25 protein-coding genes and 2 tRNA genes are annotated in these 26,332 nt (G+C 63.5%); 20 read left to right on the top strand and 7 right to left on the bottom strand.

Features of this window, described 5'->3' with window-relative positions; translation table 11 throughout:
* The first annotated feature begins 6 nt into the window (after window positions 1-6).
* The 3 genes from QFZ88_RS17145 to QFZ88_RS17135 are packed head-to-tail and all read left to right on the top strand — an operon-like array spanning window position 7 to window position 3,987.
* Window positions 7-1,770 (top strand): sensor histidine kinase, encoded by a 1,764-nt coding sequence (locus QFZ88_RS17145; RefSeq protein WP_024926028.1) that lies wholly within the window; start codon window positions 7-9, stop codon window positions 1,768-1,770.
* Window positions 1,745-3,121: a sigma-54-dependent transcriptional regulator gene (locus QFZ88_RS17140; protein ID WP_024926027.1), complete on the top strand. Its 1,377-nt coding sequence runs from the start codon at window positions 1,745-1,747 to the stop codon at window positions 3,119-3,121. The genes QFZ88_RS17145 and QFZ88_RS17140 overlap by 26 nt, the downstream gene beginning before the upstream one ends.
* Before the next feature lie 8 nt (window positions 3,122-3,129).
* A complete protein-coding gene (locus QFZ88_RS17135) occupies window positions 3,130-3,987 on the top strand; it encodes a MipA/OmpV family protein (RefSeq protein WP_137900263.1) in 858 nt (285 codons plus the stop codon).
* 595 nt (window positions 3,988-4,582) lie between these two features.
* On the opposite strand, the gene QFZ88_RS17130 is transcribed toward QFZ88_RS17135, so the two are convergent.
* Window positions 4,583-5,968: a helix-turn-helix transcriptional regulator gene (locus QFZ88_RS17130; protein WP_244431216.1), complete on the bottom strand. Its 1,386-nt coding sequence runs from the start codon at window positions 5,966-5,968 to the stop codon at window positions 4,583-4,585.
* A 74-nt stretch (window positions 5,969-6,042) separates the two neighbouring features.
* On the opposite strand from QFZ88_RS17130, the gene QFZ88_RS17125 reads away from it, so the two are divergent.
* Window positions 6,043-6,213: a hypothetical protein gene (locus QFZ88_RS17125; RefSeq protein ID WP_161773078.1), complete on the top strand. Its 171-nt coding sequence runs from the start codon at window positions 6,043-6,045 to the stop codon at window positions 6,211-6,213.
* 702 nt (window positions 6,214-6,915) lie between these two features.
* Here QFZ88_RS17125 and QFZ88_RS17120 read toward each other — a convergent pair.
* Window positions 6,916-6,990: transfer RNA gene (locus QFZ88_RS17120), tRNA-Thr, on the bottom strand.
* 128 nt (window positions 6,991-7,118) lie between these two features.
* Between QFZ88_RS17120 and QFZ88_RS17115 the strand changes: the two genes are divergently transcribed.
* From QFZ88_RS17115 to QFZ88_RS17070, 10 genes are all read left to right on the top strand, one after another.
* Window positions 7,119-7,295 (top strand): hypothetical protein, encoded by a 177-nt coding sequence (locus tag QFZ88_RS17115; protein ID WP_162835301.1) that lies wholly within the window; start codon window positions 7,119-7,121, stop codon window positions 7,293-7,295.
* 138 nt (window positions 7,296-7,433) lie between these two features.
* Window positions 7,434-8,732 carry a UDP-N-acetylglucosamine 1-carboxyvinyltransferase gene (murA, locus tag QFZ88_RS17110; protein WP_024926024.1) on the top strand — a complete coding sequence of 433 codons (1,299 nt, stop codon included), beginning with the start codon at window positions 7,434-7,436 and terminating at the stop codon, window positions 8,730-8,732.
* Window positions 8,733-8,992: 260 nt separating this feature from the next.
* Entirely contained in the window at window positions 8,993-9,427 is a 435-nt protein-coding gene (locus QFZ88_RS17105; protein WP_024926023.1) for a DUF2948 family protein, read from the top strand.
* Between the two features lie 3 nt (window positions 9,428-9,430).
* A complete protein-coding gene (gene hisD, locus QFZ88_RS17100; protein ID WP_024926022.1) occupies window positions 9,431-10,723 on the top strand; it encodes a histidinol dehydrogenase in 1,293 nt (430 codons plus the stop codon).
* A 6-nt stretch (window positions 10,724-10,729) separates the two neighbouring features.
* Window positions 10,730-11,215 carry a UPF0262 family protein gene (locus QFZ88_RS17095; protein ID WP_024926021.1) on the top strand — a complete coding sequence of 162 codons (486 nt, stop codon included), beginning with the start codon at window positions 10,730-10,732 and terminating at the stop codon, window positions 11,213-11,215.
* A 224-nt stretch (window positions 11,216-11,439) separates the two neighbouring features.
* On the top strand, window positions 11,440-11,658 hold the full coding sequence (infA, locus tag QFZ88_RS17090; protein ID WP_006200926.1) for a translation initiation factor IF-1: 219 nt from the start codon (window positions 11,440-11,442) through the stop codon (window positions 11,656-11,658).
* Between the two features lie 22 nt (window positions 11,659-11,680).
* A complete protein-coding gene (locus tag QFZ88_RS17085; RefSeq protein WP_024926020.1) occupies window positions 11,681-12,310 on the top strand; it encodes a Maf-like protein in 630 nt (209 codons plus the stop codon).
* 33 nt (window positions 12,311-12,343) lie between these two features.
* Entirely contained in the window at window positions 12,344-12,556 is a 213-nt protein-coding gene (gene yacG / locus QFZ88_RS17080) for a DNA gyrase inhibitor YacG (RefSeq protein WP_024926019.1), read from the top strand.
* Between the two features lie 182 nt (window positions 12,557-12,738).
* Window positions 12,739-12,814 (top strand) — tRNA-Phe (locus QFZ88_RS17075).
* A gap of 188 nt (window positions 12,815-13,002) precedes the next feature.
* A complete protein-coding gene (locus tag QFZ88_RS17070) occupies window positions 13,003-13,395 on the top strand; it encodes a GFA family protein (protein ID WP_024926018.1) in 393 nt (130 codons plus the stop codon).
* A gap of 22 nt (window positions 13,396-13,417) precedes the next feature.
* Here QFZ88_RS17070 and QFZ88_RS17065 read toward each other — a convergent pair whose 3' ends face one another.
* Window positions 13,418-14,938 carry a winged helix-turn-helix domain-containing tetratricopeptide repeat protein gene (locus QFZ88_RS17065; protein ID WP_024926017.1) on the bottom strand — a complete coding sequence of 507 codons (1,521 nt, stop codon included), beginning with the start codon at window positions 14,936-14,938 and terminating at the stop codon, window positions 13,418-13,420.
* A 163-nt stretch (window positions 14,939-15,101) separates the two neighbouring features.
* Between QFZ88_RS17065 and QFZ88_RS17060 the strand changes: the two genes are divergently transcribed.
* From QFZ88_RS17060 to QFZ88_RS17045, 4 genes are all read left to right on the top strand, one after another.
* The gene (locus QFZ88_RS17060) at window positions 15,102-15,479 is read left to right on the top strand and encodes a MerR family transcriptional regulator (RefSeq protein ID WP_024926016.1); all 378 of its coding nucleotides are present in this window, start codon (window positions 15,102-15,104) and stop codon (window positions 15,477-15,479) included.
* 98 nt (window positions 15,480-15,577) lie between these two features.
* Window positions 15,578-16,264, top strand: coding sequence for a hypothetical protein (locus QFZ88_RS17055; RefSeq protein WP_024926015.1), 687 nt, complete (start codon window positions 15,578-15,580; stop codon window positions 16,262-16,264).
* Between the two features lie 124 nt (window positions 16,265-16,388).
* Window positions 16,389-16,640 carry a DUF1127 domain-containing protein gene (locus QFZ88_RS17050; protein WP_024926014.1) on the top strand — a complete coding sequence of 84 codons (252 nt, stop codon included), beginning with the start codon at window positions 16,389-16,391 and terminating at the stop codon, window positions 16,638-16,640.
* 339 nt (window positions 16,641-16,979) lie between these two features.
* A complete protein-coding gene (locus QFZ88_RS17045) occupies window positions 16,980-17,891 on the top strand; it encodes a polysaccharide pyruvyl transferase family protein (protein ID WP_024926013.1) in 912 nt (303 codons plus the stop codon).
* 31 nt (window positions 17,892-17,922) lie between these two features.
* Here QFZ88_RS17045 and QFZ88_RS17040 read toward each other — a convergent pair whose 3' ends face one another.
* The 3 genes from QFZ88_RS17040 to QFZ88_RS17030 all read right to left on the bottom strand — a co-directional run bounded on the left by QFZ88_RS17040 (window position 17,923) and on the right by QFZ88_RS17030 (window position 20,075).
* Window positions 17,923-19,176 (bottom strand): MFS transporter, encoded by a 1,254-nt coding sequence (locus QFZ88_RS17040; protein ID WP_024926012.1) that lies wholly within the window; start codon window positions 19,174-19,176, stop codon window positions 17,923-17,925.
* Between the two features lie 9 nt (window positions 19,177-19,185).
* Window positions 19,186-19,362 (bottom strand): hypothetical protein, encoded by a 177-nt coding sequence (locus tag QFZ88_RS17035; protein WP_204367419.1) that lies wholly within the window; start codon window positions 19,360-19,362, stop codon window positions 19,186-19,188.
* Between the two features lie 98 nt (window positions 19,363-19,460).
* Window positions 19,461-20,075 carry a TetR/AcrR family transcriptional regulator gene (locus QFZ88_RS17030; RefSeq protein ID WP_024926011.1) on the bottom strand — a complete coding sequence of 205 codons (615 nt, stop codon included), beginning with the start codon at window positions 20,073-20,075 and terminating at the stop codon, window positions 19,461-19,463.
* Window positions 20,076-20,258: 183 nt separating this feature from the next.
* Here QFZ88_RS17030 and QFZ88_RS17025 point away from each other — a divergent pair, with 183 nt between their 5' ends.
* Together QFZ88_RS17025 and QFZ88_RS17020 are read left to right on the top strand one after the other, a co-directional pair.
* Window positions 20,259-21,428: an efflux RND transporter periplasmic adaptor subunit gene (locus QFZ88_RS17025; RefSeq protein ID WP_024926010.1), complete on the top strand. Its 1,170-nt coding sequence runs from the start codon at window positions 20,259-20,261 to the stop codon at window positions 21,426-21,428.
* Window positions 21,425-24,523: an efflux RND transporter permease subunit gene (locus tag QFZ88_RS17020; protein ID WP_024926009.1), complete on the top strand. Its 3,099-nt coding sequence runs from the start codon at window positions 21,425-21,427 to the stop codon at window positions 24,521-24,523. Before QFZ88_RS17025 ends, QFZ88_RS17020 begins: the two co-directional genes overlap by 4 nt.
* 35 nt (window positions 24,524-24,558) lie before the next feature.
* Here the strand turns inward: QFZ88_RS17020 and ggt are convergent, their stop codons facing one another.
* Complete coding sequence (gene ggt, locus QFZ88_RS17015) at window positions 24,559-26,304, bottom strand: gamma-glutamyltransferase (protein WP_024926008.1); 1,746 nt, start codon at window positions 26,302-26,304, stop codon at window positions 24,559-24,561.
* Between the last annotated feature and the right edge of the window lie 28 nt (window positions 26,305-26,332).

Here is a 26,332-nt window from a genome sequence, read left to right as displayed (position 1 = left end):
CGCACAGTGCTGAGCAAGCTCACCCTGCGCTGGCGCCTTGTGGTCGCCTTCCTGGCGGTGTCGGTGCCGCCGGTGCTGATCGCGTCCTATGTCGCCGCCGCGCTGATCTCGGCCACGTTCAAGCACAATGTCGAGCGCCTGCTTGGCCGCGCCGCAGACTTCCTGGTCAGCGAAACGATGTCGAGCGAAGACGAGGCGGACCGCGCCGCCGCCATCATCGCCGCATCGCTGCCCGCCCATGGCAGCGCGCTCGCCGGCGAGGTGAACGAGAACTCCACGCCGCTGCGCATCTATTCCGACCTGCTCTCCTCGGTCGGCTACGATCTCGTGCTGATCTATGACGACAAGGGCAACACGCTCTATCGCTTCGGCACCGCGATGCTCGACATTGCGCTGCCGCGCACCTCGGTGCGCTCGATCTTCACAGCACAAAAGGAAGGGCGCCCGGCCCTGCTGGTCGGTGCCGCGCGCATGCTCGAGCGCGACGGGCAGGTGCTGCATGTTCTGGTCGCCAATCTGCTCGACGACTCCTTCTTCTCTGTGCCGCGCGCCAAGACGGCAATCGTCATCCATGCCTACCGGCTGCAGGGGAACTCCATGCTGCCGCTGGTCCGCCAGGGGCTCGGCCAGCCGCTGACGGTGTCGGACGAAGTGCTGGCGCCACTGAACCGGGGCGACAACTACACCGTGGTGCCGGATACGACCGGCGGCGGGCTGGCGACCGGCTACGGGCCGATCCGGGACGATGGCGGCCGGCTGGTCGGCCTGGTCACCTTCGGCCTCACCGCCAAACGACCGGTCTTCGAACAGCTGATCGACTGGCGGCTGTTCACCATCCTGGCGTTGATCGCGTCCAGCCTGTCGATTACCGTCGGCGTTGTGCTTGCACGCCGGCTTACGATCCCGCTGCAGACGCTGAAGCGCGGCCTGCGCGAGGTCGCTTCGGGCAATTATCGCCTGCAGCTGCCGGAAAACGGCGGTCCGGAAATCGAGGAAGTGACGAGCGGCTTCAACGTCATGACGCGCCAGTTGGAGCGGCTGCGGCAGATGGAAGGCGAGATGCGGCGGCGCGAGCAGCTGGCGGCGCTCGGTGAAGCGGCCGCGGTGATCGCCCATGAAATCAGGAACCCGCTCGGCATCATCAAGACGTCGAGCCAGCTGGTGGCCCAGCGCACCTATCTGGCTCCGCCGGACGAGCGGCTGCTCGGCTTCGTGCTCGACGAGGTCGGCCGTATCGATCGCCTCGTCACCGAAGTGCTCGACTATGTGCGGCCGAACCGCCCGACCATGCGGCTTGCGCTCCTGGACGGGATCGTGCGCAAGGCGATCGATTTCATGATGCCGGAACTGGAAAAGCGCAACATCACCGCCAATGTCGAACTCGCCGACCACATTGCGGTGGATGCCGATGCCGACCAGATCCACCAAGTGATCATCAACCTGGTCCTCAACGCCATGGAGGCCATGCCCGAGGGCGGCGCGCTGACCGTCAAGGTCGAGGCTGACCAGGAAACGACCGAAGCCGTGCTGACCGTTGCCGACACCGGTATCGGCATGGAACCGGATGTGGTGCATCGCATGTTCGATCCGTTCTTCACCACCAAGACGAAAGGCACGGGCCTCGGCCTCGCCAAGGTGCTCTCCGTGATCGAACATCACGGTGGCGCCATCACCTGCACCAGTGCATTGGAGAACGGCACCAGCATCGTGATACGCTTGCCGCTGAAGCAGAAGAAGATCGCCTATGCCGAGCTCGATACTGGTCGTTGACGATGAGCCCCGCCTGGCGGAAACACTGGCGCTGGCGCTCGAAGGCGGCGGCCTTTCCAGCGATTTCGTGACCGATGCCACCAGCGCGCTGCAGCGACTGGAACAGGGCGAATTCGGCCTCGTCATTACCGACCTCAGAATGCCGGGTCGCGGCGGCCGCGACCTGTTGCAGGAATTGCGGCGCAGGCGCCCCGACATGCCGGTGGTGGTGATGACGGCCTATGCCTCGCTGCGCGATGCCGTCGCCTTGGTCAAGGAAGGCGCCTTCGACTATATTTCCAAACCGTTCGAGATCGACGACGTCATCGCCACCGCCAGGCGCGCGCTGCAACTCACCCAGATCGTCAACGAGAACCGGCGCCTGCGCGCCGAACTGGAAGAGAAATACTCCTTCGGCAACCTGATCGGCTCCAGCCCGGCCTTCGGCGAGGTGCTGCGGCAGATCACCGAAGTGTGCGCCAGCCGCGCCACAGTGCTCATCCAGGGCGAAAGCGGCACCGGCAAGGAACTGGTCGCCCGCGCCATCCATTTCAACAGCCCGCGCAGCGACGGCCCGTTCATTGCCATGAACTGCTCGGCCATCCCTGAAAACCTGCTCGAGAGCGAACTGTTCGGGCATGCCAAGGGCGCCTTCACCGGTGCGGTGGCCGCCCGCGACGGTCGCTTCGTCACCGCCAATGGCGGCACGCTGTTCCTGGACGAAATCGGCGACCTGCCACTTTCGCTGCAACCCAAGCTTTTGAGGGTGCTGCAGGACCAGGTGTTCGAGCCGGTCGGTTCCGACCGCAGCGTCAAGGTCGACGTGCGCATCATCACCGCCACCCACCGCGACCTGGAAGCTGCCATGCAGGCCAACGATTTCCGCGAGGATCTCTATTACCGGCTGGCGGTCTATCCCATCCGCGTGCCGTCGCTGCGCGAGCGCGCCGGCGACATCCTGCCGATCGCGACGCATTTCCTGGCGCATTTCTCCGCCGAGATGAACAAGAAGATCACCGGCTTCGCGCCGGAGGCAGAGGCCGCGCTTGCCACCTACCAATGGCCCGGCAACATCAGGGAACTGCAGAACGCGGTGGAACGAGCAACGATCGTGGCCGCCCGCAACGTCGTTGGCCCGCAAGACCTGCCGGGCTATGTGACGCGCACCAGGCGCCAGCCGGCCGCCAGCGCCGCGCTGCCCGCCGATCTCGACGGCGAACTGGAACGCATCGAGCGCGACTTCATCCTGGCCGCGCTGCAGGAAACCGACGGCATCCAAGTGAAGGCAGCGGAAAGGTTGGGCATCGCCGAACGGAGCCTTTGGCATCGGATCAAAAAACTTGGTATCAAGATCGCCAAGACTGCGAAGTGAGGTTCGTTTTGCGTTGCTTTTCCCGACGAGACCGCAAGGGGCGTGGTCCGCTTGCCCTTGATTTGCTGGCAGGCGGCGTTGCCGTCTCGCTTGTCGTACTGGCGCTTCCAGCCCGCGCGGCCGACAGCGTGGCCGAAAAACCGCTCGCTTCCAACGATCCTTGGATCATCAGCATCGGCGGCATGGCGACGGTCAGCCCGAGATGGGACGGCTCCTCGCGCTACGGGCTGGGCGGCATGCCGTCGATCTCGTTCCGCCGCGCTTCCGAGCGCGAGAGCTTCTCGGCGCCGGACGACAATTTCGACATCACCTTCTTCACCGGCAAACGTTTTGCAATTGGTCCCGTCGCCAGCCTGCGTTCCGGCCGTTCGAGCGAGGGCGGCCGGTTGAACGGGCTCGACACCTATCCCTGGACCGTGGAAGTCGGCGCCTTCGCCGAATTCTGGCCGGTCGAGGACCAGTTGCGCCTGCGCGGCGAACTGCGCCACGGGCTGCGCAACAATGACGGCTTCAGCGCCGACCTGATGGCCGACTATGTGCAAAACTACGGTGCGCTGACGCTCTCCGGCGGCCCGCGGCTGGTGCTGGCCGACGACAAGGTGATGGGTATCAAATACGGCGTCTCGCCGGAGGCGGCCATCCGCAACGGCACGGTTGCGGCCTATGACCCGAAGGGCGGCATCGCCAGCGTCGGCCTGTCGGTGGCGCAGAGCTATGTCTGGTCGAAGGAATGGACGACGACGCTCTACGAACGGTTCGACTATCTGGTCGGCGATGCCGCCAACAGCCCGATCGTGAAAGACCTAGGCTCGCGCAACCAGTTCACCTTCGGCATCGGCGCGACGTATTCGTTCACGGTGGACTAGAGCGCGCCGCGATCCAGGCGAGACGAGGCTATTGATCGCGGCTTTCAGCGCTTCCAGCGTTCGGGTCGCTCAACCTCCAGGTGCCGATCCAACTTTTGAAGGCTGAAACCGAAGCCCCTCAACATCGACTTGCCTGCTGTATCCTAGCCGTCTCCAGCCAACGACAAAAGAGATTCTCGCCAGCTGGCCGTGCCCGCGAGCGACGATGACTTTCGAGCTATCCCTTAAATGAACCCATTTGGCATCCTCCGTTCGGGTGACATAATCCGTAATCAACGTCCCAAGCATGGGAGCACTCGTCGGGTGATGGGGCTCGATCGTCGGCGATATCGACGCGAATCTGGTGGGATTTCGGCGCGCGTTGGGGGGCCTCTTCAGCCACCAATGAAACCCGTTGCGGCTCCGCGCGGGCACCATGCCACAATGATCAGGACGGACTGTGTTCACCGGCACAACCCAGGCCAAGGCCGGAAAGTGCCTGAGACAGCACGTGAACGATCTGAGCGCGGCGTGTGCGGCCTTTCGAACCGCAATAAGCGAAACGCAATCCAATCAGCCTTCAGCTTGCAATTGCTGCTTGCTGGAGGTTCTGTGCTTACTTCTTTTCTTTTCTCGAACCGGGCTCATCATTGAGGCCGGACATGTGATCAAGACCGGCTTTCAAGGCGAGAACCGTCCTCACACCGGTCAGAAGCCTCACCAAATCCACCTGCCGATGCGTACCCGTCTTCTCGAAGATCGAACGGACCTGCGAACGCACGGTGCCATTTGCGACCCCCCGTAGGTCCGCGATTTCATTGATCGTCTTGCCAAGGGTTAAATCGCGCGCGATTGCGGCCTCTGCTGCCGTCAGATCGAACAGGCCCTCCATGATCCTGGGGTCGACACCAACGTCCTCGGCAGCCGACGTTATGACCAGCAGCATGTCAGCCACATTGAAGATATCTCGACTGGCTCCGACAATCGGAAGCACATGCACCACCATCGTTGGATGTTCGTCGATGGCCGCAATCGGGAAGGTGCCACCCCGGTCACTCGGTCCCTCCAGGATTTTGCGCCAACAGGCATCCGCCGCCACTTGCGAGAAGGTCAGCCTGGAATGGCGGTCTTGCACCACCCGCGGCAATAATTTCTCGAAGCCTCTGTTTGCCATTGCCAACCTGCCGCGACGGACAGCCGCGGTCGGCAACCCTATGACATCAAAGGCCTCGACGGCGGCGCGGACCTGCTCAAAACGGAGACGAGCCGTAAGAAGCGCAGCACGCGCTATGTGCGGGCGAAGCGCAGTCAAGCGCATCGCCACTTCCTTTCTTAGCGGACCGGAATCGAAGCTCCGGTGCACCGAAATCTTGAGAGTATCCCCGGTCGGCGAAATGATATTGGTGCCGGTGTGCCAGTAGACGCCGTGTGGTTTCATGAAATTCAGATAATAGGGGTGCCGCGCCATTTCTTCAGCCGGCATCACCTCGGTATCCAGCACGAAACGAGGCTCATCGAAGCGAGCGCGACGTTCCGCCGACTCGATATATGGATTGCGCGCCACCCAATTGTCGCGGATGTAGATCTGCATCTTTTCGACACAGCGCTCATTGGAAGACCAACCATTGAGCCCCTTGCTGTCTACCGCAAACAGCGCGGCATCGGTGCACTCGCCTGCCTGGGCGAGAAGGTCCAGGACACCTTTGCCACCCCAAAGGCTCGGTATCGCGGCCGCCTCGTAAATCCGTCCGATCAGTTCATGATCCGACGCATCAAGATTGCCAGACTGCATATGCCTTGCCCCCAACTCCCGCGATCTCGAATATATATCCCGGCTGGACTGGGCGCATCGCAAATTTGCAAACGGCACGGCGAACCGACGGCACTGGCGAGATACGAATGGAAATTTACGCGGCAGAAACAAGATGTTGCGCGTGCGCTTCCGTTCTAAAAACATTACCCTCTCGACCAGAGCATCTTCCATTTCGTAGCGGCGGCCCAAGCAGGACGATCCCCCAAACGGGGGATGACTTGCGGCTTGTGCGTTTGTATGTGGACGACTTTGCGCAGAGGGGCATGCAAGCAATGGAAGAAATAAAGAAGGACGAGGATGAAGAGAGCCGCGACGTTGAAGTCAACAACGTGGAGTGGTTCGATCCGTGGTCGAAACGCCTTGCATTCGAGAAGGCACGCCCGCTGCCCGGCATTCCAGAACTCAATGACGACCTGGCTGACACCGTTCACTGACGGTTTGCAAATGAGCCTTGTCGCTCCGATTGTCGCTTTGGTTGTTCTGGTGGCTCTCTATCGATTCCTCGCATAGAGGCCTTTTCAATGCTCGACCGGTGCGCGGGCGCGATCGCCAGGTTGCCGCCCTATGAGGTACGAGGATTTGTGACGATGATTGAATTGCTGATGCAGCTACTGCCGCTGGGGGCGGTCTTTGCTGTCGTCGCCCTGTATCGGTGACACGGCTCTCGATCAATTCGCAACGCCCCTGAAATAGCAGGGCGGTCACCCCAATTTGGCCGGACATTCGAAAAAACCATGCGGTGCGGCGGCTACACGATTGGGCACTCAATTTTCGACGATCATCCCTTTGATTGAATTGCGGGTGTCTGGCGTGAGATTATCGGCCTCACGGAACCGCCTCTTAGTCTCGTTGGGGACCCTCGTTTCCAAACTGACCTTGACGAACTCGTTCACTGTCACAGACTTGAGGGGCGATTCACGGGTATCAGCCTCCGTTCGGGCAGAGCTTCGCCTTTCAGATCTGTGGAAACTCGTTGTCGGAGATACGCACCAACGCAACCAAATCTGCATGGGCGCCCGTCGTCGAGAGCAACCAAGGTCCGGGCATTCTCAAGCTCAGCTGTACCACCCCGTGCACCGGAAGGGCGGCAAAAGACCAAGAAAGTCAGATAGCTGTTGTCTATCAAGGAGATGGAATGGTGCTGCCAGAGAGGATTGAACTCTCGACCTCTCCCTTACCAAGGGAGTGCTCTACCACTGAGCTACGGCAGCGCCTTGAATGCGGCGCCTTCTGCCACAATGAATCGCCAAGCGCAAGTTGTGTATGACAGCTATTTCCAAGAGACGCTCCGACATGGCCGCGCCACAATGTCGGTTATCCATTCCGGGGACTGGAGACGATGACGGACACGACCAAGCCAAAGCAGCAGCCGAGCGACCGCAAGACCAGGCTGGCGGATGCATTGCGCGCAAATTTGCAGAAGCGCAAGGCACAGACACGCTCACGCCGCACCGGCGAGGCCGATGCGCGGCCGGAGGGCTTGTCCGCGTCGAAGACGCAGAAGGACCGGGAGTAGGCAAGCGGGGGGAGCGGGCCGCTCTTGCGCCGGCTTGCAGCGAAATCCTATTTCTTGAACCGGGTCGACCAATGGTTTAGACGGCGCCCAACACGCAACCGATGAAAAGCCGACAAATCGGCCGAGGGACACTCTTTCATGGATCGCATCAGGATCGTCGGCGGCCGCGAGCTCGCCGGTACCATCCCCATCTCGGGCGCCAAGAACGCCGCGCTGCCCTTGATGATCGCCTCGCTGATGACCAGCGAAACGCTGACGCTCGAGAACGTGCCGCATCTGGCCGACGTCGAGCAGCTGACCCGCATCCTCGGCAACCACGGCGTCGACTATTCGGTCAACGGCAAGCGCGACCATCAGAACGGCAATGGCGGCGGCTATTCGCGCACCATCAACTTCACCGCCCGCGACATCGTCGACACGGTTGCCCCCTATGAGCTGGTGTCCAAGATGCGCGCCTCGTTCTGGGTGATCGGCCCGCTTTTGGCGCGCATGGGCGTGGCCCGCGTCTCGCTGCCCGGCGGCTGCGCCATCGGCACCAGGCCTGTCGACCTGTTCATCGATGGCCTGCAGGCGCTGGGCGCCGATATCGATGTCGACAACGGCTATGTCGTGGCCAAGGCCCACAACCGGCTGAAAGGCAACCGCTACGTCTTCCCGAAGGTTTCAGTGGGCGCCACCCATGTGCTGATGATGGCGGCCTCGCTCGCGCGCGGCGAAACGGTGCTGGAAAACGCCGCCTGCGAGCCGGAAGTGGTCAATCTCGCCGAATGCCTGAACGCCATGGGCGCGAAAATCCACGGTGCCGGCACGCCCACGATCACCATCGATGGCGTCGACCAGCTTTCGGGCGCCAGCATCCGCGTCATTCCCGACCGCATCGAGACCGGCACCTATGCGATGGCGGTGGCGATGACCGGCGGCGACGTGCTGCTGCAGGGCGCGCAGCCGGACCTGTTGCAGACCGCGCTCGACGTGATCAGCCAGACCGGTGCCGAAATCACGCCGACCAACGAAGGCATCCGCGTCAAGCGCAACGGCGCCGGCATCTCGCCGGTCGACGTGACCACGGAACCCTTCCCCGGCTTCCCGACCGACCTGCAGGCGCAGTTCATGGGCCTGATGACTAAGGCCAAGGGCAAATCGCATATCACCGAGACCATCTTCGAGAACCGCTTCATGCATGTGCAGGAGCTGGCCCGTCTCGGCGCGCGTATCCACCTCTCCGGCCAGACGGCGATCGTCGAAGGCGTTTCCAAGCTCAAGGGCGCGCCGGTGATGGCGACCGACCTGCGCGCTTCGGTGTCGCTGGTCATCGCGGGGCTCGCCGCCGAAGGCGAAACGACGGTCAACCGCATCTACCATCTCGACCGCGGCTTCGAGCGGCTTGAAGACAAGCTCTCCGGCTGCGGCGCGGTGATCGAGCGGATCAGCGGCTAAGCGAATCGGCAGTCGGCAGTCGGCAGTCGGCAGTCGGCAGTCGGCAGTCGAAGCTGCGTCGCAAACGCTGATCGGCTGTCTAGCCGGTTATACCGCCGACGGTGGCGATGGGACTTGCTGTTTATCGCCACCGACAAATCCCCGATCTTTTAATCCCGACTGCCTACTGCCGATTGCCGACTGCCTCCCCGGTTGCGCGCGCCGGAAAGACCGCCTAACAGAAGGTTGAACGACAAAACCTTCGCAGGTGCGGAATCCGCATGAACGCTCTGAAACTGGTCGCGCTCGACGACGAAGACCTCAACATCATCTCGGCCCATACACAGGACGCCGTGATGAAGGTCGCCGACCTCGAATATCTGCCGGCCGCCAAGCGTTTCGTGCTGCCGATGAACCGTTTCGCCTGGGAGGTGAAAAAGGGGCTGTTCCGCAAGCACAACGAACGCCGGCAAAGCGTGCTGCATTTCGACCGGGTGCTGGCGGCCAAGACCAGCGGCATCGCGCGCGACAAGCCGCAGGAAGTGCTGTCGCTGCTCGCCATCAGCTTCGTGCCGATTACGGCACCGGCCGGCATCGTCGAACTGATCTTCTCCGGTGGTGGCACCATCATGCTGGAAGTCGAATGCGTCGAGGCCCGGCTGGCCGACCTCGGCGGTGCCTGGCAAGCCTCTTCGCGCCCGGCGCACAGGGGCTGACCGATGGCCGTGACCCTGCGTTCTTCCGCCGCCGATTTCGAACAGCGCTTCGCCGCCTTCCTCTCCACCAAGCGCGAGGATTCGCCCGAGGTCGACCTGGTCGTTCGCCAGATCATCGCCGACGTGCGGGCACGCGGCGATGCCGCGCTGAAAGAGCTGACGCTGAAGTTCGACCGGGCCGATCTCAATCGCATCGGCATCGCCGTCGGTCCGGACGATATCGCCGCCGCCTACCGGCAGGCCGACCCCGAGACCATCGATGCGCTGAAGCTGGCGCGCGACCGCATCTTTTCGCACCACCAGCGGCAGATGCCGAAGGATGACCGCTATACCGACGCGATCGGCGTCGAGCTCGGCTCGCGCTGGACCGCGGTGGAATCGGTCGGGCTCTATGTTCCCGGCGGCCTTGCCAGCTATCCGAGCTCGGTGCTGATGAATGCCGTGCCGGCGAAGGTTGCCGGCGTCGGGCGCATCGTCATGGTGGTGCCGCCAACCGGCGGCGAGATCAACCCGCTGGTGCTGGTGGCGGCCGACATTGCCGGCGTGACCGAAATCTACCGGGTCGGCGGCGCGCAGGCCGTTGGCGCACTGGCCTATGGAACGGACACGATCAGCCCCGTCGTCAAGATCGTCGGGCCGGGCAACGCCTTTGTCGCCGTTGCCAAGCGACAGGTGTTCGGCAAGGTCGGCATCGATTCGATCGCCGGTCCTTCCGAAGTGCTGGTGGTGGCCGACCGCGACAACGATCCGCAATGGCTGGCCGCGGACCTGCTGGCCCAGGCCGAACACGGCATGGGCGCACAGTCGATCCTGATCACCGACGACGAGGGGCTTGCCGCCGATGTGGAGCAGGCGGTCGCGGCGCAGCTCAAGACCTTGCCCAGGCCGCAGAACGCCGCCGAGAGCTGGCGCGACTTCGGCGCCGTCATCATCGTGGGCTCGCTCGACGAGGCGCCGGCGCTTGTCGACCGCATCGCGGCGGAACATGTCGAACTGGCGGTCGCCGATCCCGAAGCATTCCTCAAAAAGATCCGCAACGCGGGCGCCGTATTCCTCGGCCGCCATACGCCGGAAGTCATCGGCGACTATGTCGGCGGCTCCAACCATGTTCTGCCCACCGCGCGCTCGGCACGCTTCTCATCCGGCCTGTCGGTGCTTGATTTCGTCAAGCGCACCTCGGTGCTGAAGCTCGGCCCCGAACAGTTGCGGCAACTGGCGCCGGCAGCCATTACGCTGGCCAAGGCGGAAGGGCTCGACGCGCATGGCCGCTCCGTTTCCATCCGGTTGAACATGTAGGCGAGCATGTCGGGAGCCGAGGCAACCAATGCGAGGCTGATCGACGTCGAACTCGACGAAACGATCGGCCGCTCGACCCCCGACGTCGAACATGAACGCGCCGTGGCGATCTTCGACCTGATCGAAGAAAACAGTTTCCGCCCGGTCAACGACGATGGCGGCGGCCCGTACAAGCTCAAGCTGTCGCTTGCCGAATCGCGGCTGATCTTCGCCATCAGCCGCCAGGACGGTTCGGATGTCGTCGCCCATATCCTGTCGCTGACGCCGTTCCGGCGCATCGTCAAGGACTACTACCTGATCTGCGAAAGCTACTACGACGCCATCCGCTCCTCGACGCCGAGCCATATCGAGGCGATCGACATGGGCAGGCGCGGCCTGCACAATGAGGGTTCGCAAACGCTGATGGACCGGCTGACCGGCAAGATCGAGATCGATTTCGACACGGCTAGGCGGTTGTTCACGCTGGTTTGCGTGTTGCACTGGCGTGGCTGACGAGCGGTAGCCACGGGCCACGACAAGCCAATGGCCCGGCTTTTCGAGTACCGGACATCTTGAGCTTGCAAGCCCCCTGCCGTTTGCGAAACGAAGCGGATAGGCCTGCTACGCCTCACGGGCGGCAAGCCGATTAAGCGTGTTCACAAAGGGGCGATAATCATATAGGTTCCGCGCCAATTCCGGCCCGGCAGCCGGGAATCCATCCAAACCAAAGGTATCGAATGCCGAAGGAAGAAGTCCTCGAGTTTCCGGGTGTGGTGACAGAATTGTTGCCCAATGCGATGTTCCGCGTGAAGCTCGAAAACGAACACGAAATCATTGCCCACACCGCCGGCCGCATGCGCAAGAACCGCATCCGCGTTCTGACGGGCGACAAGGTCCTGGTCGAAATGACGCCATACGACCTGACCAAGGGCCGCATCACCTATCGCTTCAAGTAACAGGCCTCCGGCTGGATACGCGATGAGCAGTTCGCACAAGCTCGTGCTGGCCTCGGGATCGCCTCGGCGGATCGAGCTCCTGCAACAGGCCGGCATCGAGCCCGACCGCATCCTGCCGGCCGATATCGACGAAACGCCGCAGCGTGCCGAACACCCGCGCTCGCTGGCCAAGCGGCTGTCGAAGGAAAAGGCGGAAAAGGCTTTCACCCTGCTGCAGGACGAAGCCGAGCTCGAGCGCGGCTATGTGCTGGCCGCCGACACAGTAGTGGCGGTCGGCCGCCGTATCCTGCCCAAGGCGGAAACCAGCGAAGACGCCGCGTTCTGCCTGCAATTGCTGTCGGGTCGCTCGCACCGGGTCTACACCGGCGTCTGCCTGATCACGCCCTCCGGAAAGCAGCGCCAGCGGCTGGTGGAGACGCGCGTGCGCTTCAAGCGCCTGCCGCGCATCGAAATCGACCGCTATGTCGCTTCGGGCGAATGGCGCGGCAAGGCCGGCGGTTATGGCGTGCAGGGACTGGCCGGTGCGTTTGTCGTCAAGATGACCGGTTCCTATTCCAACATCGTCGGCTTGCCGCTTTTCGAGACAGCGGCGCTTTTGGACGGCGAAGGCTTCGACACCCACCGCAACTGGCCGGCACGCGCGCTGTCTTGACGACAGCCAAGCCCGGCGTGGGAAGACCTGACAATGAGCACCAATGACGCCACCGTCACGCCGCTGCGGCCAAAGCGGCCCTGTCCGGAATGCGGCCGCCCTTCCGCACGCGAGACCTATCCGTTCTGCTCGACCCGCTGCAAGGAACTCGACCTCAATCGCTGGCTGAAGGGCGTCTACGTGCTTCCGGGCGTCGATAACGACGCCGACACGGAAGAAAAGGCCCCGGAACCGCCGCGGGATTGATCGTCCGCGCCCCTGGCAACAAGGCGCGTTGCCGGCATTTTGGCACACCAATTGTTTTCCCGGCGAAATCGCCGCCGCGGTGCTGGACAGGCGGAAATCTCGTGCTATAACCCACGCGCTTCCGGGGGACGCCCAGCGTTCCGGCGAAGCAGGTTGGCCCCGACCATGGGCCGAACCGAGATGCCCAGGTAGCTCAGTTGGTAGAGCATGCGACTGAAAATCGCAGTGTCGGTGGTTCGATTCCGCCCCTGGGCACCACTCAACCAATCAGCCTTTGATTTCATCGAATTCTGACGCAGAAATCCTGAACTTGCCATGTTCAGGGATGTTGCTCATCTCTTGTTCAGCGCAGGTGAGCGGCCGAAAAGGCAGACATACCTTTTCCGGGTATCACGGCCGGGTTCACTATAGCCATCCCAGTCAATCGGTTTTGGAGGAGGCACGACATGGAACGGTACACCGGGGGCTGTTCGTGCGGGAACGTCCGCCTTGTGGCGTCGGGACGACCTTACCGGGTCGGCATCTGTCACTGCCTCGACTGCCGCAAGCATCATGGCGCGCTTTTTCACGCGTCGGCGATCTTCCCTCAGGATGCGGTGACGATCGAAGGCGAAACGCGCGACTATGCCGGGCGTTTCTTTTGTCCCCGCTGCGGCTCGCCGGTTTTCGGGCGTAGTGGGGACGAGATCGAGGTCAATCTCGGATCACTGGACGCGACTGACCAATTCAAGCCGACCTACGAACTCTGGACCGTCCGTCGCGAATCCTGGCTGCCGCCGTTTCCATTTGCGAAACGCTACGAACGCGATCGAGAGACCGACGGCCGCTTCGAGGACTAGGTGGTGGAAACCGGCCGGCTCGTCACTCCGGCAGGCCGGCCTTGCGGAAACCGTCGACGAAATGTGCGAGCGTGGCGGTGTCGCGGAACGGCTCCTGCGCGCGCCAGTGGCTGATCGTGAAATGCGGGCTGCCGACGAGGAACAGTTCGGTTTCCGCACGCGCCTCGTCCAGCCGGCCAAGTTGGGCAAGGCTCGCCGCCAGGAAGCGGCGTGAGGTTGTGCGGTAAGTTTCGTCCCGGCGCAGGGTCTCGATGACGGCTTCGTATTGGCGGGCCGCATACAATGCCTGACCGAGCGTCAGATAATACCAACTCGGCGGGTAGGGGTTCAGCCGGAATGCCTTGCGGCTCTGCTCGAGGCCTTCCTCGATCCGACCGGCCAGAACCGTGATGTCGGAGAGGGCCGCCCAGGCGTCAGCCTCGTTCGGGTCGAGCGCAATCGCCTGCTCGAATTCCGCGTCCGCCTCGGCGAAGTCGCCGTTGAACGTAAGCAGGTAAGCCAGGACCCAGCGACAGCCGGCATCGTCGGGATCGAGCGCCACGGCCTTGCGGGCCAGTTCGAGGGCGACGGCACGCTCGGGTTCCGTCGGTCCACCCGAATGCACCCGGCCCATCCAGTGGTTCATGGCAAGCCAACGATAGGCTTCGGCATATCCCGGATCGAGAGAAACCGCGCGCGTCAGCATCAGATGCGCTTCCCGCGCCGACTGCGGCTGATCATCCATCAGCCTGCGCGCCCGCACGCAAAGATCATAAGCTTCGAGATTCCCGGGTCGTTTGCGTGGCGATTGCGCGCGCAGCCGGCCGAGCAGCGCCTCGACGATCCTGGCCGTCACCTCGTCCTGAACGGCGAAGATGTCCTCCAGCCCGCGATCGAAGCGCTCCGCCCACAGCTGGTTGCCGCTCTCCGTATCGACCAGTTGTGCGTTGATGCGCACGCGGCCCGCTGCGCGCCTCGCGCTGCCCGTGAGCAGGTAGCGCACACCGAGGTCCTCGGCGATCTCGCGCACGGCCAGTGCCTTTCCCTTGTAGGCAAAGGCGGAGCTCCGCGCGATGACGAACAGGTCGGCGTTTCTGGAAAGGTCGGTGATCAGGTCTTCGGTCAGGCCATCGGCGAAGGCACCCTGTTCGGCATCGTTGCTCATGTTGTCGAAGGGCAGCACGGCGATCGATGGCTTGTCGGGCAGCGGCAAGGGTTTTCGCTTGGCGCCGCCGAGCCGTTCGACGGCGCCCGTGAAACGGTAGCCGACACGCGGAACCGTGGCGATCCACTCGCCGCCGCCGTCGTCAGCCGGACCAAGCAATTTCCTGAGCTGCGCGATCTGGACGGTGAGGTTGCCTTCCTCGACAGCCATGCCCGGCCAGGCCGCGTCCATCAACTCGGCCTTGCCCAGGATTTCACCGGGCTGTCCGGCGAGTGCCGCAAGCAGCTTCAGGGCGCGATAGCCCACGGCAACGGGAACGTCGTCACGAAGCAGCGTTCCCGCATCCGGATCAAGCACGAACGAACCAAAGGCAAAGCGCGATCCCTGCATAGGACGCATCCTTAGAGCCTTTCAGGCTTGCATGGAACCGGGTGCCCGCCCCTGGGCTTCAGCTTCCGGACATTGGAACCGCGCGCAACATCGCAGCGGTTGACGAACATGCACTTCGATCCTAGATCTACACCCAACGTCAGGTTTAGATAGGTGTCGTTTGTCGTCGCTCATGCAGATTGGAGAATTGTCGGAACGTGCCGGCGTCAGCCACCGCACGATCCACTATTACGAACGGCTCGGGCTGGTGAAGCCGACCGAGCGCGAGGGTGCGGGCTATCGCTACTATGACGAGATCGCCGTCAAGCGGCTGGAAAAGATCGCGGCACTGAAGCGCCTCGGTCTCAGCCTCGACGAGATCGCCGCCGTCATCGACCTCTATTTCGAGGATGCCAGCGGCATCAAGGGCAAGGAAAAGGTGCTGGAAATCCTGCAAACGCAGCTGAAGAGGGCGAATGCCCAACTGCATGAACTGACCGCGTTCAAACAGGATCTGGAAAACAACATCGCCCGCATGCATGCCCTGATCGCGGAAGCGAAGCGGAAATAGGCGCGACTGGAGCGACGGACAGGTGCATTCTAAATCTACACTTGACGTCAAGTTACACATCAACCTGCAATCCCGACCGAACTGAAGGAGTTTTCGACATGCCTCGCATACGCCCCCTCATCGTCGTTCTCGGCCTTGTCGTCGGGGCCACCACAGCCAGCCTTGCCTTCGCCTCCACGCAGAAAGGAAAGACCATGACCTCCCCAACGCTTGCCGGCGAACCGGTGGCCACCACCATCAAGACGTTCATGCCGGCCGGCTACCGAGAGGTGGCCCGCCGCACCGTTGCCGTGGACGGCGAAGCCGCTGAACTTGTCCGCCACGAGCGAACAGACGGCCGCAACGCCGCACTGGGCGGCGAGCATTTCAGTATGATCATCGCCGCCGATGGTCGCCTCAAGGGTTTCGTCCGGATGGATCTCGATCTGGTCGGCGGCCGACTGCCGACACGGCAGGAGACGCAGGCGATCGCCATGGATTTCCTGCGCGATGCGGCACCCGATCTTTTGCCGGTTCTCGATATCAGCTGGATCGAGCCGCATGACGAGCCGCTGCGGGTGACCCACAACGGACGCATGGAAGACCTGACCCTCACCGGCATGAAGGTCAAAATGCGCAACACTGCCGATGGCCTCTGGATGTGGGTCATCGTCGGCGCGGACAGCAAGGTCATGGTGTTCGAGCGCGACATTCACTGGATCAGTTTCCCCGGCCGTCGCGGCACGGAAAAATGGCTCCACGATTCCTGGCTCGCCGAAAAGGGGCACAGCCTCCGTCAATCCTGATCGGCGGTTTTGGAAGTTTTGAGAACTATTTGGGGCGGCTTAATTACGCCGCCGTCCGCATCCCGCAGAATTCAACCTCTTTCAGGTCGAGGGCTCCAGGCCCTCGACCGATATGGAGGTTGCCATGAACGATATTCTTGCGCCGGCCCGGCATCGGGCAACGCAGTCGGGAACGCTCGCTGCGCCGGCGGATATGTCGCGGCGCTACAGCGTGGCGAGCCTGCGCCGTAGGATCGCGACCTGGCGTGAGCAGATACGCTTTCGCTGGGACCTCAAGCAAATGGCGAAGGACAATCCGCATTTGATCGACGATATCGGCCTGACGAGGCGGCAGGCCGAGGAAGAGATCGCCAAGCTGCCCTTCTGGCAACGATAAGAGCGCGTTTACGTCCGAACCGAATCCTTCCCTACCTGTGAGGGTGCCCAGTAGCCGCTGTTCTAGCCCGATAGCGCCTTCACAAAACAGTGACACCGCTTTGATCACGGACGCGTCGCGACGGGGCTTATAAAGCCCCGTACATCCGATGCGATCCAATAAGTCAAAGCCACAGTGGTCTATCACCCCCAGCCGCCCTGACATCCTAGAAGATCAAGCCTCCCCTGACGGGTTCCGTGGCGCAATCCGCGCCGCTCCCGCAGATTTCGCCAACCCGTTGTTCGCGTCACGGGCACCGCACAGATACCCCGGCCGAGCATTCGGCCCAGGCAGAGAAGAATGCAGCTCGGCTACTATCGCGACCTTCCAAATTTCGGGGACGTCCTAAGTCCGCTTCTGGCGCGATGCGTGTTCGGCGACATTTTCGACGACGATCGCTCCAGCCGCGTTTTGTTCATCGGCACCGTGATCGGGCGTTCCGCGCCACAGGACGCCCACGAGATCATCATCGGCGCGGGCGCCGGCTACAAGCGCGGTCGATACGACACGGAAAACAGGACGGTGTTCTGCGTGCGCGGGCCGCTGACCTGCAAGCTCCTCGGCATCGACCGGTCCCATGCCGGCATCGATCCCGCCATTCTGGCATCGCGCCATTTCACGCATTCGAGGGCCGGCGGGCCGGCCTTCATGCCGCATCATCACTCGCACACCACGGCGGGTGAAATCCTGGCCGGGCTCTGCGGTGCGTTGGGGATCACCTACATTTCACCGCTGAGCGACGCCGAGGCGACGCTGTCCCGCATCGCCGGCGCGTCGTGCCTGATCACCGAAGCCCTGCATGGCGCGGTGGTGGCCGAGTCCTACGACGTTCCGTGGGTGCCGGTGATCTTCTCCAGCAAGGTGCTGGAGAAGAAGTGGCGCGATTTCACGGCTACGATCGGCACAGACTACCGACCGGTCGACATATCGACCAACATCGCCTTCGATGGCGATGTGCGCCTGGCGAACGTCCTCAAACATGCCTTGGGGCGGGCAAGGCTCGGCAAGCCCGCCTATCGCTATCTGCCGGTCAGGAAGACCAGCCAATCCGCTCTCGGCGCGCTCGAGACCTCATTGGCGAAACTACGGACAGGCCCCTTCGTAAAGTCCGAGCGCCCCGTCAGAATGCAGTCGATCGGCAAGCTCGACGACGCGGTGATGCGCTTCACCGACCTCAATCGGTGCGGCGCCTTCAACACTCCCAGGTCGTGACCCGAGACGTCTAGGCCGATTCTCACAATCGTCACTCCTTCTCGCCTGACAGTTTGGCCGTAACCCCGCGCAAGCCGGGCATGAGGAAAGCGGCGAGGGCGCAGGCGAACAGCAGCGCCGAACAGGTGGCCAGAACGACCGTCGCACCGAAGGCGTCGAGCGCGGCGCCGGCGCCAAGAGCCGCCACCGGCGCGCCGATCAGGATCAGGCTCATTGAAATGCCGATGACATTGGCGCGCAATTCCTTCGGCACGCTCGATTGAAGCAGGGTAGCGAAAACCGGCGACAGCGGACCGGCGGCGACACCCAGCATGGCACCCGAAGCGACAAGGATCGGCACCGACCGGCCCAACAAGAGCAAGGCGACGCCAATGGCGAGCCCGGCGAAAGCGGCGGTGAAGACACCGCGCAGCGACGGCGCCCGTTCGGCAAAAGCGAGCGTCAGATTGGCGACGATGGCGCCGACCGAGGCCGCGGCGAGGAACATGCCAAGCAGCGCCGCCGAACGGCCTTCGGTCCGCAGGATCGCCGGCAGCGCGATCGCCTCCAGAGCGACGAAGATGCTGGTGCCGACACCGGCCAATATCAACGCCGCGCGCAGCACCGGCTGGCCGAAGATGAAACCGAGCCCGGCCTTCATCTGGTCGAATGTCGTTCCGGCGGCGCGGCGCAGGCGAAAGCGTGGCAGGCTTGCCGCCACGAGCACCGCCGCCAGCAGGTTGATGGCGGCGACGATCCACAACAGGGCCGTCGTAGAGACGGCAGCGACCAGGAAAGCGGCGACCGCGGGCCCGGCGACGGCGGCGCTGTTGTCGATCAGGTCATCGATGGCATTGGCACGGATCAACGGCATGCGCGCCAGCCTGGCGATTTCAGGCACACGCGCTTCGATGGCGATGCCGCCCGGCCCGTCGAGCACGGCGCCTAAAAAGGTCAGGGTCGCCAGCACGCCGATGGTGAGCATGTCGGCATCGTAAGCAGCCGCCGCGGCAACGGACGCCGCCGCCCCCATGGTCACCGAGGCAATCGCCATGCGGCGAATGCCGACCCGTTCCGCAACTATGCCGCCGAAGGCGGTGCCGACGATGGCAGGCAACAGCGCCAGTGCGGCGACGATGCCCATCCAGCCGGCACTGCCCGTCAGGTCGTAGACCAGCCAGGGATAGACGACGGCGCCGATCGCATTGGCGAAATTAACGGTGACACTGGCAAGCTGCAGCCCGGTAAAAGGCCAACGGCTGCGGGCCTGACGAAGCGTCTTTACCGGTTGCTGCTCAACCGTCATGACGGATCGTCATTTTTCCAAACGCCGCAATGCCGCCGGGCTACCCGCACCAGCCTTCGGCGCTTTCTCCGGCACGAGATAGAGCAGCCAGATGAACCAGGAGAGGTAGATATATTCCCAGGCGCTGGCCTGGCCGTTGTAGGCGGCGATCGCGTCGGGAAATTTATAGATGCCAATGAGGCCCAAAAAAGCCGAGCCACCAGCGTTTCTGCATCTGCATCGCCTTATCTTTCCAAGGTCGCGGTCGCGGCTGAGGGAAAGGCCCTCACAACCGACGAGGCCGTTCAGGCGGTCGCCGGCGCAGCACCCGGCCGCAGGAAGCGCGTGATGAGAAGCCGCAGCATCGGCCGCTGCTCCAGCGGGCTGAAGCCAGGGTCGACGGCGACGCGGCTGAAAATGCCGTCGACCAGCGCCGCGATCCAGCGCGCGCTGTCGGCCGGATCCAGCGTCGGATCGACAAGGCCGCGCGCGGCGGCATTGCGCAACAGCGTGTTCAGAGCCGTTTGCAGTTCAGTGTCGGTTTTGGCGACGAGGTTGCCGATCTCCTCGTCACGAATGGCCTCGGCGGCGATTTCGAGCGCGAGCTTGAGGTAGGTCGGATCCGATGCCAGTTCGAGCACGATGTCCATGAAATCGAGCAACTCGGCAAAGAGGTCCGAAGAGGGATTGATGCCCTCGAAGTAGTCGGCGGTCTGGCGCCGTTCCTCCTCGACGATAGCGGCGATGATCGACTGCTTGGTCGGGAAATAGTGGAAGAGATTGCCCGGGCTCATGCCGGCTTCGGCGCAAATCTCGGCCGTAGAGGTGCGATGGAAGCCCTTGCGCGCGAAACAAGCGACCGCAGCCTCAAGAATCTGCCGACGTTTTGCTTCGTGCTTCTCGGGGTCGACCTTGCGCATGCTTGCCTCAATTCCGCCGCCGTTTTATTAGATTAGTCAGTCTAATAAATTCCGTATGACGACGTGTCAACGCAAAAAAGCCAGTTATTGCATGGCTTGACACGCTCTCCGGTGATTTATTAGATCGACTAGTCTAATAATGAAGACGTGGCGACTTCGCCCCAGACATAGGCAGCAACATCCATGCGTGACGTCCCTCACTTCGTTCGGGCAGCCGCGGCCTCGTTTTCCCTTCTGCTGGCGGGCACAAGCCCGCTGCTGGCCGACGGCGCTTCCGCAGCCGCGTCGGCACAGCCGACATTGTCGCAGCGCACCGTTTCGACCCTGATCGCCGAGCGGCAGCCGGCCGAATGGACGCTGACCTTCACCGGTGTCCTGGTGGCCCGCGACGAGATTGCGGTCGGCACAGCGCAACAGGACCAGCGCATCGCCTCCGTGGAGGTCGAGGTCGGCCAGCGGGTTACCGCCGGCCAGGTGCTGGTCAGGCTGGAAACGGCGATGCTGGAAAACAAGTTGCGCGAGGCGGAAGGCCGCGTCGCCCGCAGCAAGGCGTCACTCGCCCAGCAGGAAGCAACCCTGGCACAGGCGCGGGCGGCGCTCGATCGTGCGGAGCGGCTGAAGCTGAGCCGTATCATTTCCGAACAGACCTATGAGGAGCGCACCTCCACCGTGGCCGTTGCAACGCAGGGCGTGGCCGTGCAGCGCGCCGAAAACGCCGAAGCGGAAGCGCAGCGCGCAGAAGCGACGCGGCAGTTGGAACGCGCCATCATTCGCGCGTCGGCAGACGGCGTGGTCTCGGAACGGCAGGCGCGCGCCGGCGCACAGGCCGGCGCCGAGCCGCTGGTGCGCATCATCCGCGACGGGTTGGTGGAGTTCGCCGCGGAAATCCCGGAAGCAGACCTGCCGTCGCTGGCGGTCGGCCAACCGGTCAAGATCAGGCTGGCCGGACGGACAAGCGAGATCGGCGGCACCGTGCGCGTTGTGGCGCCGAAGATCGATCGCGAAACCCGGCTCGGCGCGGCGCAGATCGCGCTCGACACCAACGAACCGCTGTTCGCCGGCGCTTTTGGCAGGGCCGAAGTGGTGTTTGCCAAGCGCGAAGCCATCGTCGTCGCCGACAGCGCGCTGGTCTATGGGCGCGGTACCGACGATTCCGCTGTTTTCGTTGTCGAAAGCGGCCGCGTGCAACGACGCCCGGTCGAGACCGGCTTGCGCAAGAGTGGCAAGGTTGAAATCCGGACCGGGCTTGAACCAGGTGAGCGCATCGTCGCCAAGGCAGGGGCCGCCCTGCGCGAAGGCGACGCCGTCACCGTCGTCGACCTGGTGCCGGCCGCCGGGAGCGTGAAGCGATGACCCGCAACATTTCCGCCTGGGCGATCCGCAAGCCGATCCCTACCATCGTCCTGTTTGTCGTCCTGACCTTTGCTGGCATGGCCGCGTTCATGCGGCTGCCGATCAACGCCAACCCGAATGTCTCCTTCCCGATCGTGACGGTGACGGTGACGCAAGCCAGCGCCGCGCCCGCCGAACTGGAAACGCAGGTGACGCGCCGCGTCGAGGGTGCGGCCTCCGGCCTTCCCGGCGTCAATCATATCCGTTCGACGATCAGCACCGGCGTCTCGACGACAACGGTCGAGTTCAAGATCGGCACCGATCCCGACCGCGCCACCACCGACGTTCGCGAGGCGGTCACGCAGATCCGCTCGGATCTGCCGCAATCGATCCAGGAACCGGTGATCTCGCGCGTCGATGTCGACGGCAGCGCCATCCTCTATTACACGATCAGGGCACCGCGCCTGTCGCCCGTCGAGCTGTCGTGGTTCGTCGACGATACCGTCAATCGCGAACTGCTCGCGGTCCCGGGCGTGCAGAAGGTGCAGCGGCTTGGCGGCGTCAACCGCGAAATCCGCGTGTCGCTCGATCCGGACAAGCTGCTGGCCCTCGGCGTCACCGCCGACCAGGTCAATTCGACCTTGCGCGACATGAACGCCAACATTCCCGGCGGACGTGGCACGATTGGCGGGCGAGAGCAGGCGATCCGGGCGCTGGGCAGCGTCAAGACCGTCGAGGAACTGTCGCAGCTTTCCGTCCCCCTGCCCGGCAATCGCTGGGTGCGACTGGCAGACATCGCCACCGTAGCCGACACTTCGGCCGAGCCGCGCAGCTTCGCCCGGCTGGACGGCGAACAAGTAGTCGGCTTTTCGGTTTCACGCGCCAAGGGCTACAGCGACACCACCGTCGCCGAGGCCGCGAAAGGGCGTATCGCCGAGATTCAGGCGCGCACCCCCGACATCGAGATGAAGGAAATGATCTCGACGGTGCAATATACGATGGAAAGTTATGACGCCGCCTCGACCGCTCTGGTCGAGGGCGCGATCCTGACCGTCGTCGTGGTGTTCCTGTTCCTGCGCAATTGGCGCGCGACGCTGATCTCGGCGCTGGCGATGCCGCTTTCCATCCTGCCGACCTTTGCCATCATGGCGCTGCTCGGCTTCACGCTGAACTCGATCAGCCTGCTGGCCCTGACGCTGGTCATCGGCATCCTGGTGGACGACGCCATCGTCGAGATCGAGAACATCGAACGCCACATCCATATGGGCAAGCGGCCCTATATCGCTTCGATCGAGGCGGCCGATGCGATCGGCCTGGCGGTGGTCGCCACCACGCTCACCATCGTTGCTGTTTTCGCGCCCGTCAGTTTCATCGGTGGTGCGGTCGGTCAGTATTTCAAGCAATTCGGCCTGACGGTCGCTATCGCCGTGCTGTTCTCGCTGCTCGTTGCCCGCTTGCTGACACCGTTGATGGCCGCCTACCTGATGCAGCCGGCGGCGCACCCCACCCACGCCGACGCTGCGCCGTCCACCTTTTCCGCAGGCTATCTCAAGCTGCTCGGCTGGACGCTCGACCATCGCAAGACCGCTCTGGGCATCGTCGCGGTGATCTTCGCCGGCTCCCTTGGGCTTTTGACCCTTTTGCCGACCGGCTTCCTGCCAACCAGCGACGGCAATCTCTCGCAGGTCAAAGTGACCCTGCCGCCCGGAACCAGGCTGCCCGAGACGGAGAGCGTGACCGATGGCATCGTCAAGCAACTCATGACACGACCCGAGGTAGAGGCCGTTCTCGCCACCTCGGAAAGCGTCAACGAGGCAAACCTGCTCATCCGGCTGACACCGCGCAGCGAACGCAAGCTTAACCGCAAATCGTTCGAGATGGAGGTGCGGCCGATCTTGGCCGCGACACCCGACATCCAATTCACCTTCCTGTCCGACGGCGGCGGCAAGGAGGTCTCGATCTATCTCGTCGGCGAGGACGCGGTGCAACTTTCCGACGCGGCGCGGAAACTGGAAATGGAGATGCGCGGGCTGCCGCAATTGGCGAACGTGCTGTCCACCGAGCCCCCGCTCGCGCCGGAGCTGATAGTAAAACCCCGCCCCGACGAAGCCGCCCGTCTGGGCGTCTCCTCGGCAACGCTCGGCACCGTCGCCCGCATCGCCACATTGGGCGAGACCGACGCCAATTCGGCGCAGTTCAATCTCGGCAACCGCCAGGTGCCGATCCGCGTGATGCTGGACACATCGGCCAGGGCCGATCTGGAGACGCTGCGCAAGCTGCGCGTCAGCACGTCGAGAGGCAAGATGGTACCCTTGACCTCGGTTGCCGACATCTCGTTCGGAGCCGAGGAAGGCCAGGCCGAAAGGCTGAATCGCAAGCGGCTGGTGGCCATCGAAGCCAATCTCAACGGCGTGACGCTGGGCACCGCGATGGCCGCGATTGCCGAGCTGCCGGCCTACAAGCAATTACCGGCGGGCGTCACGCTGGCCGAATATGGCGACGCCGAATACATGGCCGAGATGTTCCGCAACTTCGCGCTCGCTGTGCTGGGCGGCGTGCTGATGGTGGCGGCGGTGCTGATGCTCCTGTTCAAGGACTTCCTGCAGCCGGTGACCATCCTCATCGCGCTGCCGCTGTCGCTTGGCGGCGCGGCACTGGCATTGCTGCTGGCCGGTTCGGCGCTCGACCTGTCTTCGACCATCGGCATCCTGATGCTGATGGGCATCGTCGGCAAGAACTCGATCCTGCTAGTCGACTACGCGATCGAGGCGCGGCGCGAAGGCCTCGACCGACGCGCCGCCTTGTTGAAGGCCGGAACGACGCGGGCGCGGCCGATCATCATGACCACCATCGCCATGGTGGCCGGCATGGTGCCCGCCGCGATCGGCGTCGGTGCTGACGCCGGCTTCCGCGCCCCGATGGCGATCGCCGTCATCGGCGGCCTGATCACCTCGACGCTTCTGTCGCTCGTCTTCGTGCCGGTGATGTTCACCGTCATGGACGACCTGAAGAACTGGCTGGCCCGCAGGCTAAAGCCACTCACCTCGGTGACGGAAGCCGACCGGCTCCAGGGAGAACTGCTTGCTAGGCGGCAAGCCGAAATGCCGGGCTCTTAACCCCCAGCTGAGCCCGGTGGAGGCGCTGGGGGACGTCAATACCCCAGCGCCTCGCCAGCCGTGGCGCGGCTGTCGATGGCGCCGTTGTAGCGTGCACCGCCACCCTTCCGGATTTCGCCCAGGCTGCGCCCGCCGATCAGGATACCGGCAGCTTTGCCCCAAGTCTCGCCTTCCTCGGCGACATCCAGCTTGTAACCCATGCCGGCAAGCAGCTTCAGCGTATCCGGCGACAGGCCGTCCTGCTCGACATAGACCGTGTCCGGCAGCCACTGATGGTGGATGCGCGGCGCATCGATCGCCTCCTGGATGTTCATGCCGTGGTCGATGACGTTGATAATGGCCTCGAGCGTGATAGTGATGATGCGCGAGCCGCCGGGACTGCCGATGACCATGAACGGCTTGCCGTCCTTGGCGATCACGGTCGGGCTCATCGAAGACAGCGGCGTCTTCTTCGGCTGGATGGCGTTCGCCTCGCCCTGAACCAACCCGTAGAGGTTGGGCACGCCGGGCTTCTGGGTGAAATCGTCCATCTCGTTGTTGAGCAGGATGCCGGTGCCGTCGGCCACCACGCCGGCACCGAAACTGCCGTTCAGCGTATAGGTGACCGCAACCGCGTTGCCGTCCTTGTCGATGATCGAATAGTGCGTGGTCTCCTTGCTCTCGCCGAACCCTTTCGGCATCAGGTCCTTGGAGACGCCCGCACGGAACGGATCGATCTTGGCGCGGATTTCGGCGGCATAGTTCTTGTCCAGCAGCTTCGATACCGGGTTCTGGACAAAGTCCGGGTCGCCCAACGCCGAATTGCGGTCGACATAGGCGTAGCGCATCGCCTCGATCATCAGATGCGCGGTATCCGCCGATCCCGGGCCGAGATAGGAAAGCGGATAGCCCTCGAGAACGTTGAGGATCTCGCAGATGATGACGCCGCCCGAGCTTGGCGGCGGCGAGGAAACGATCTCGTAGCCACGGTAGTTGCAGGTCACCGGGGCGAGTTCGCGCACCTTGTACTGCTCGAAGTCGGCCTTGGCGAGGATGCCGCCCTTGCCGCTGCTGGCGGCGACGATGGCGTCGGCGATACCGCCCTTATAGAACGCGTCGGCGCCCTTGTCGGAAATAGTCGAAAGGGTCGCGGCGAGGTTCGGCTGGACCAGCTTTTCGCCGACACCGAACGGCTTGCCGTCCGGTTTCAGGAAGATGGCGGCCGCGGCCGGGTCCTTGGCCAGCCTTTCCGCGCCACCGGCGAGCGAGGCGGCATCGCCCTGTTCAAGCGTGAAACCGTCACCGGCCAGGCGAATTGCCGGCGCCATCAGGTCCGCGCGCTGCAAGGTTCCGTATTTCTCGCGTGCATATTCGAAACCGGCAACCGAACCCGGCACGCCGACCGCCAGATAACCGTCGAGGCTGGCGCCCTTGACCGGGTTGCCGTCCTTGTCGAGATACATGGTCTTGGTGGCGGCAAGCGGCGCGCGCTCGCGGAAATCGAGGAAGGTCGTCTTGCCGTCCTTGAAACGAATGGTCATGAAGCCGCCGCCGCCGATATTGCCCGCGGTCGGATAGGTAACGGCCAGTGCGTAGCCGACGGCAACCGCGGCATCGACGGCGTTGCCGCCTTTCTTCAGAACGTCCACGCCGGCCTGGGTGGCCAGGCGTTGCGCCGTGACGACCATGCCGTTTTCGCCCTTCGCCGGCTCCGGCGACGCAGCTATCGCCGGCGCTATCGGCGCGCAGGCAAGCGCAAGAACAAGGTTGACGGAAATCAGCGCGTGGCGGATTCGTTGCATGACCGTTCTCCAGAGATCCCCCGCCCCA

Source organism: Mesorhizobium sp. YL-MeA3-2017 (assembly GCF_030814575.1).
In the GTDB taxonomy this organism is placed as follows: Bacteria; Pseudomonadota; Alphaproteobacteria; order Rhizobiales; family Rhizobiaceae; genus Mesorhizobium; species Mesorhizobium terrae.
The sequence above is the reverse complement of the archived record's forward strand: the minus strand, read 5'-3'. Positions and strand labels throughout refer to the sequence as shown.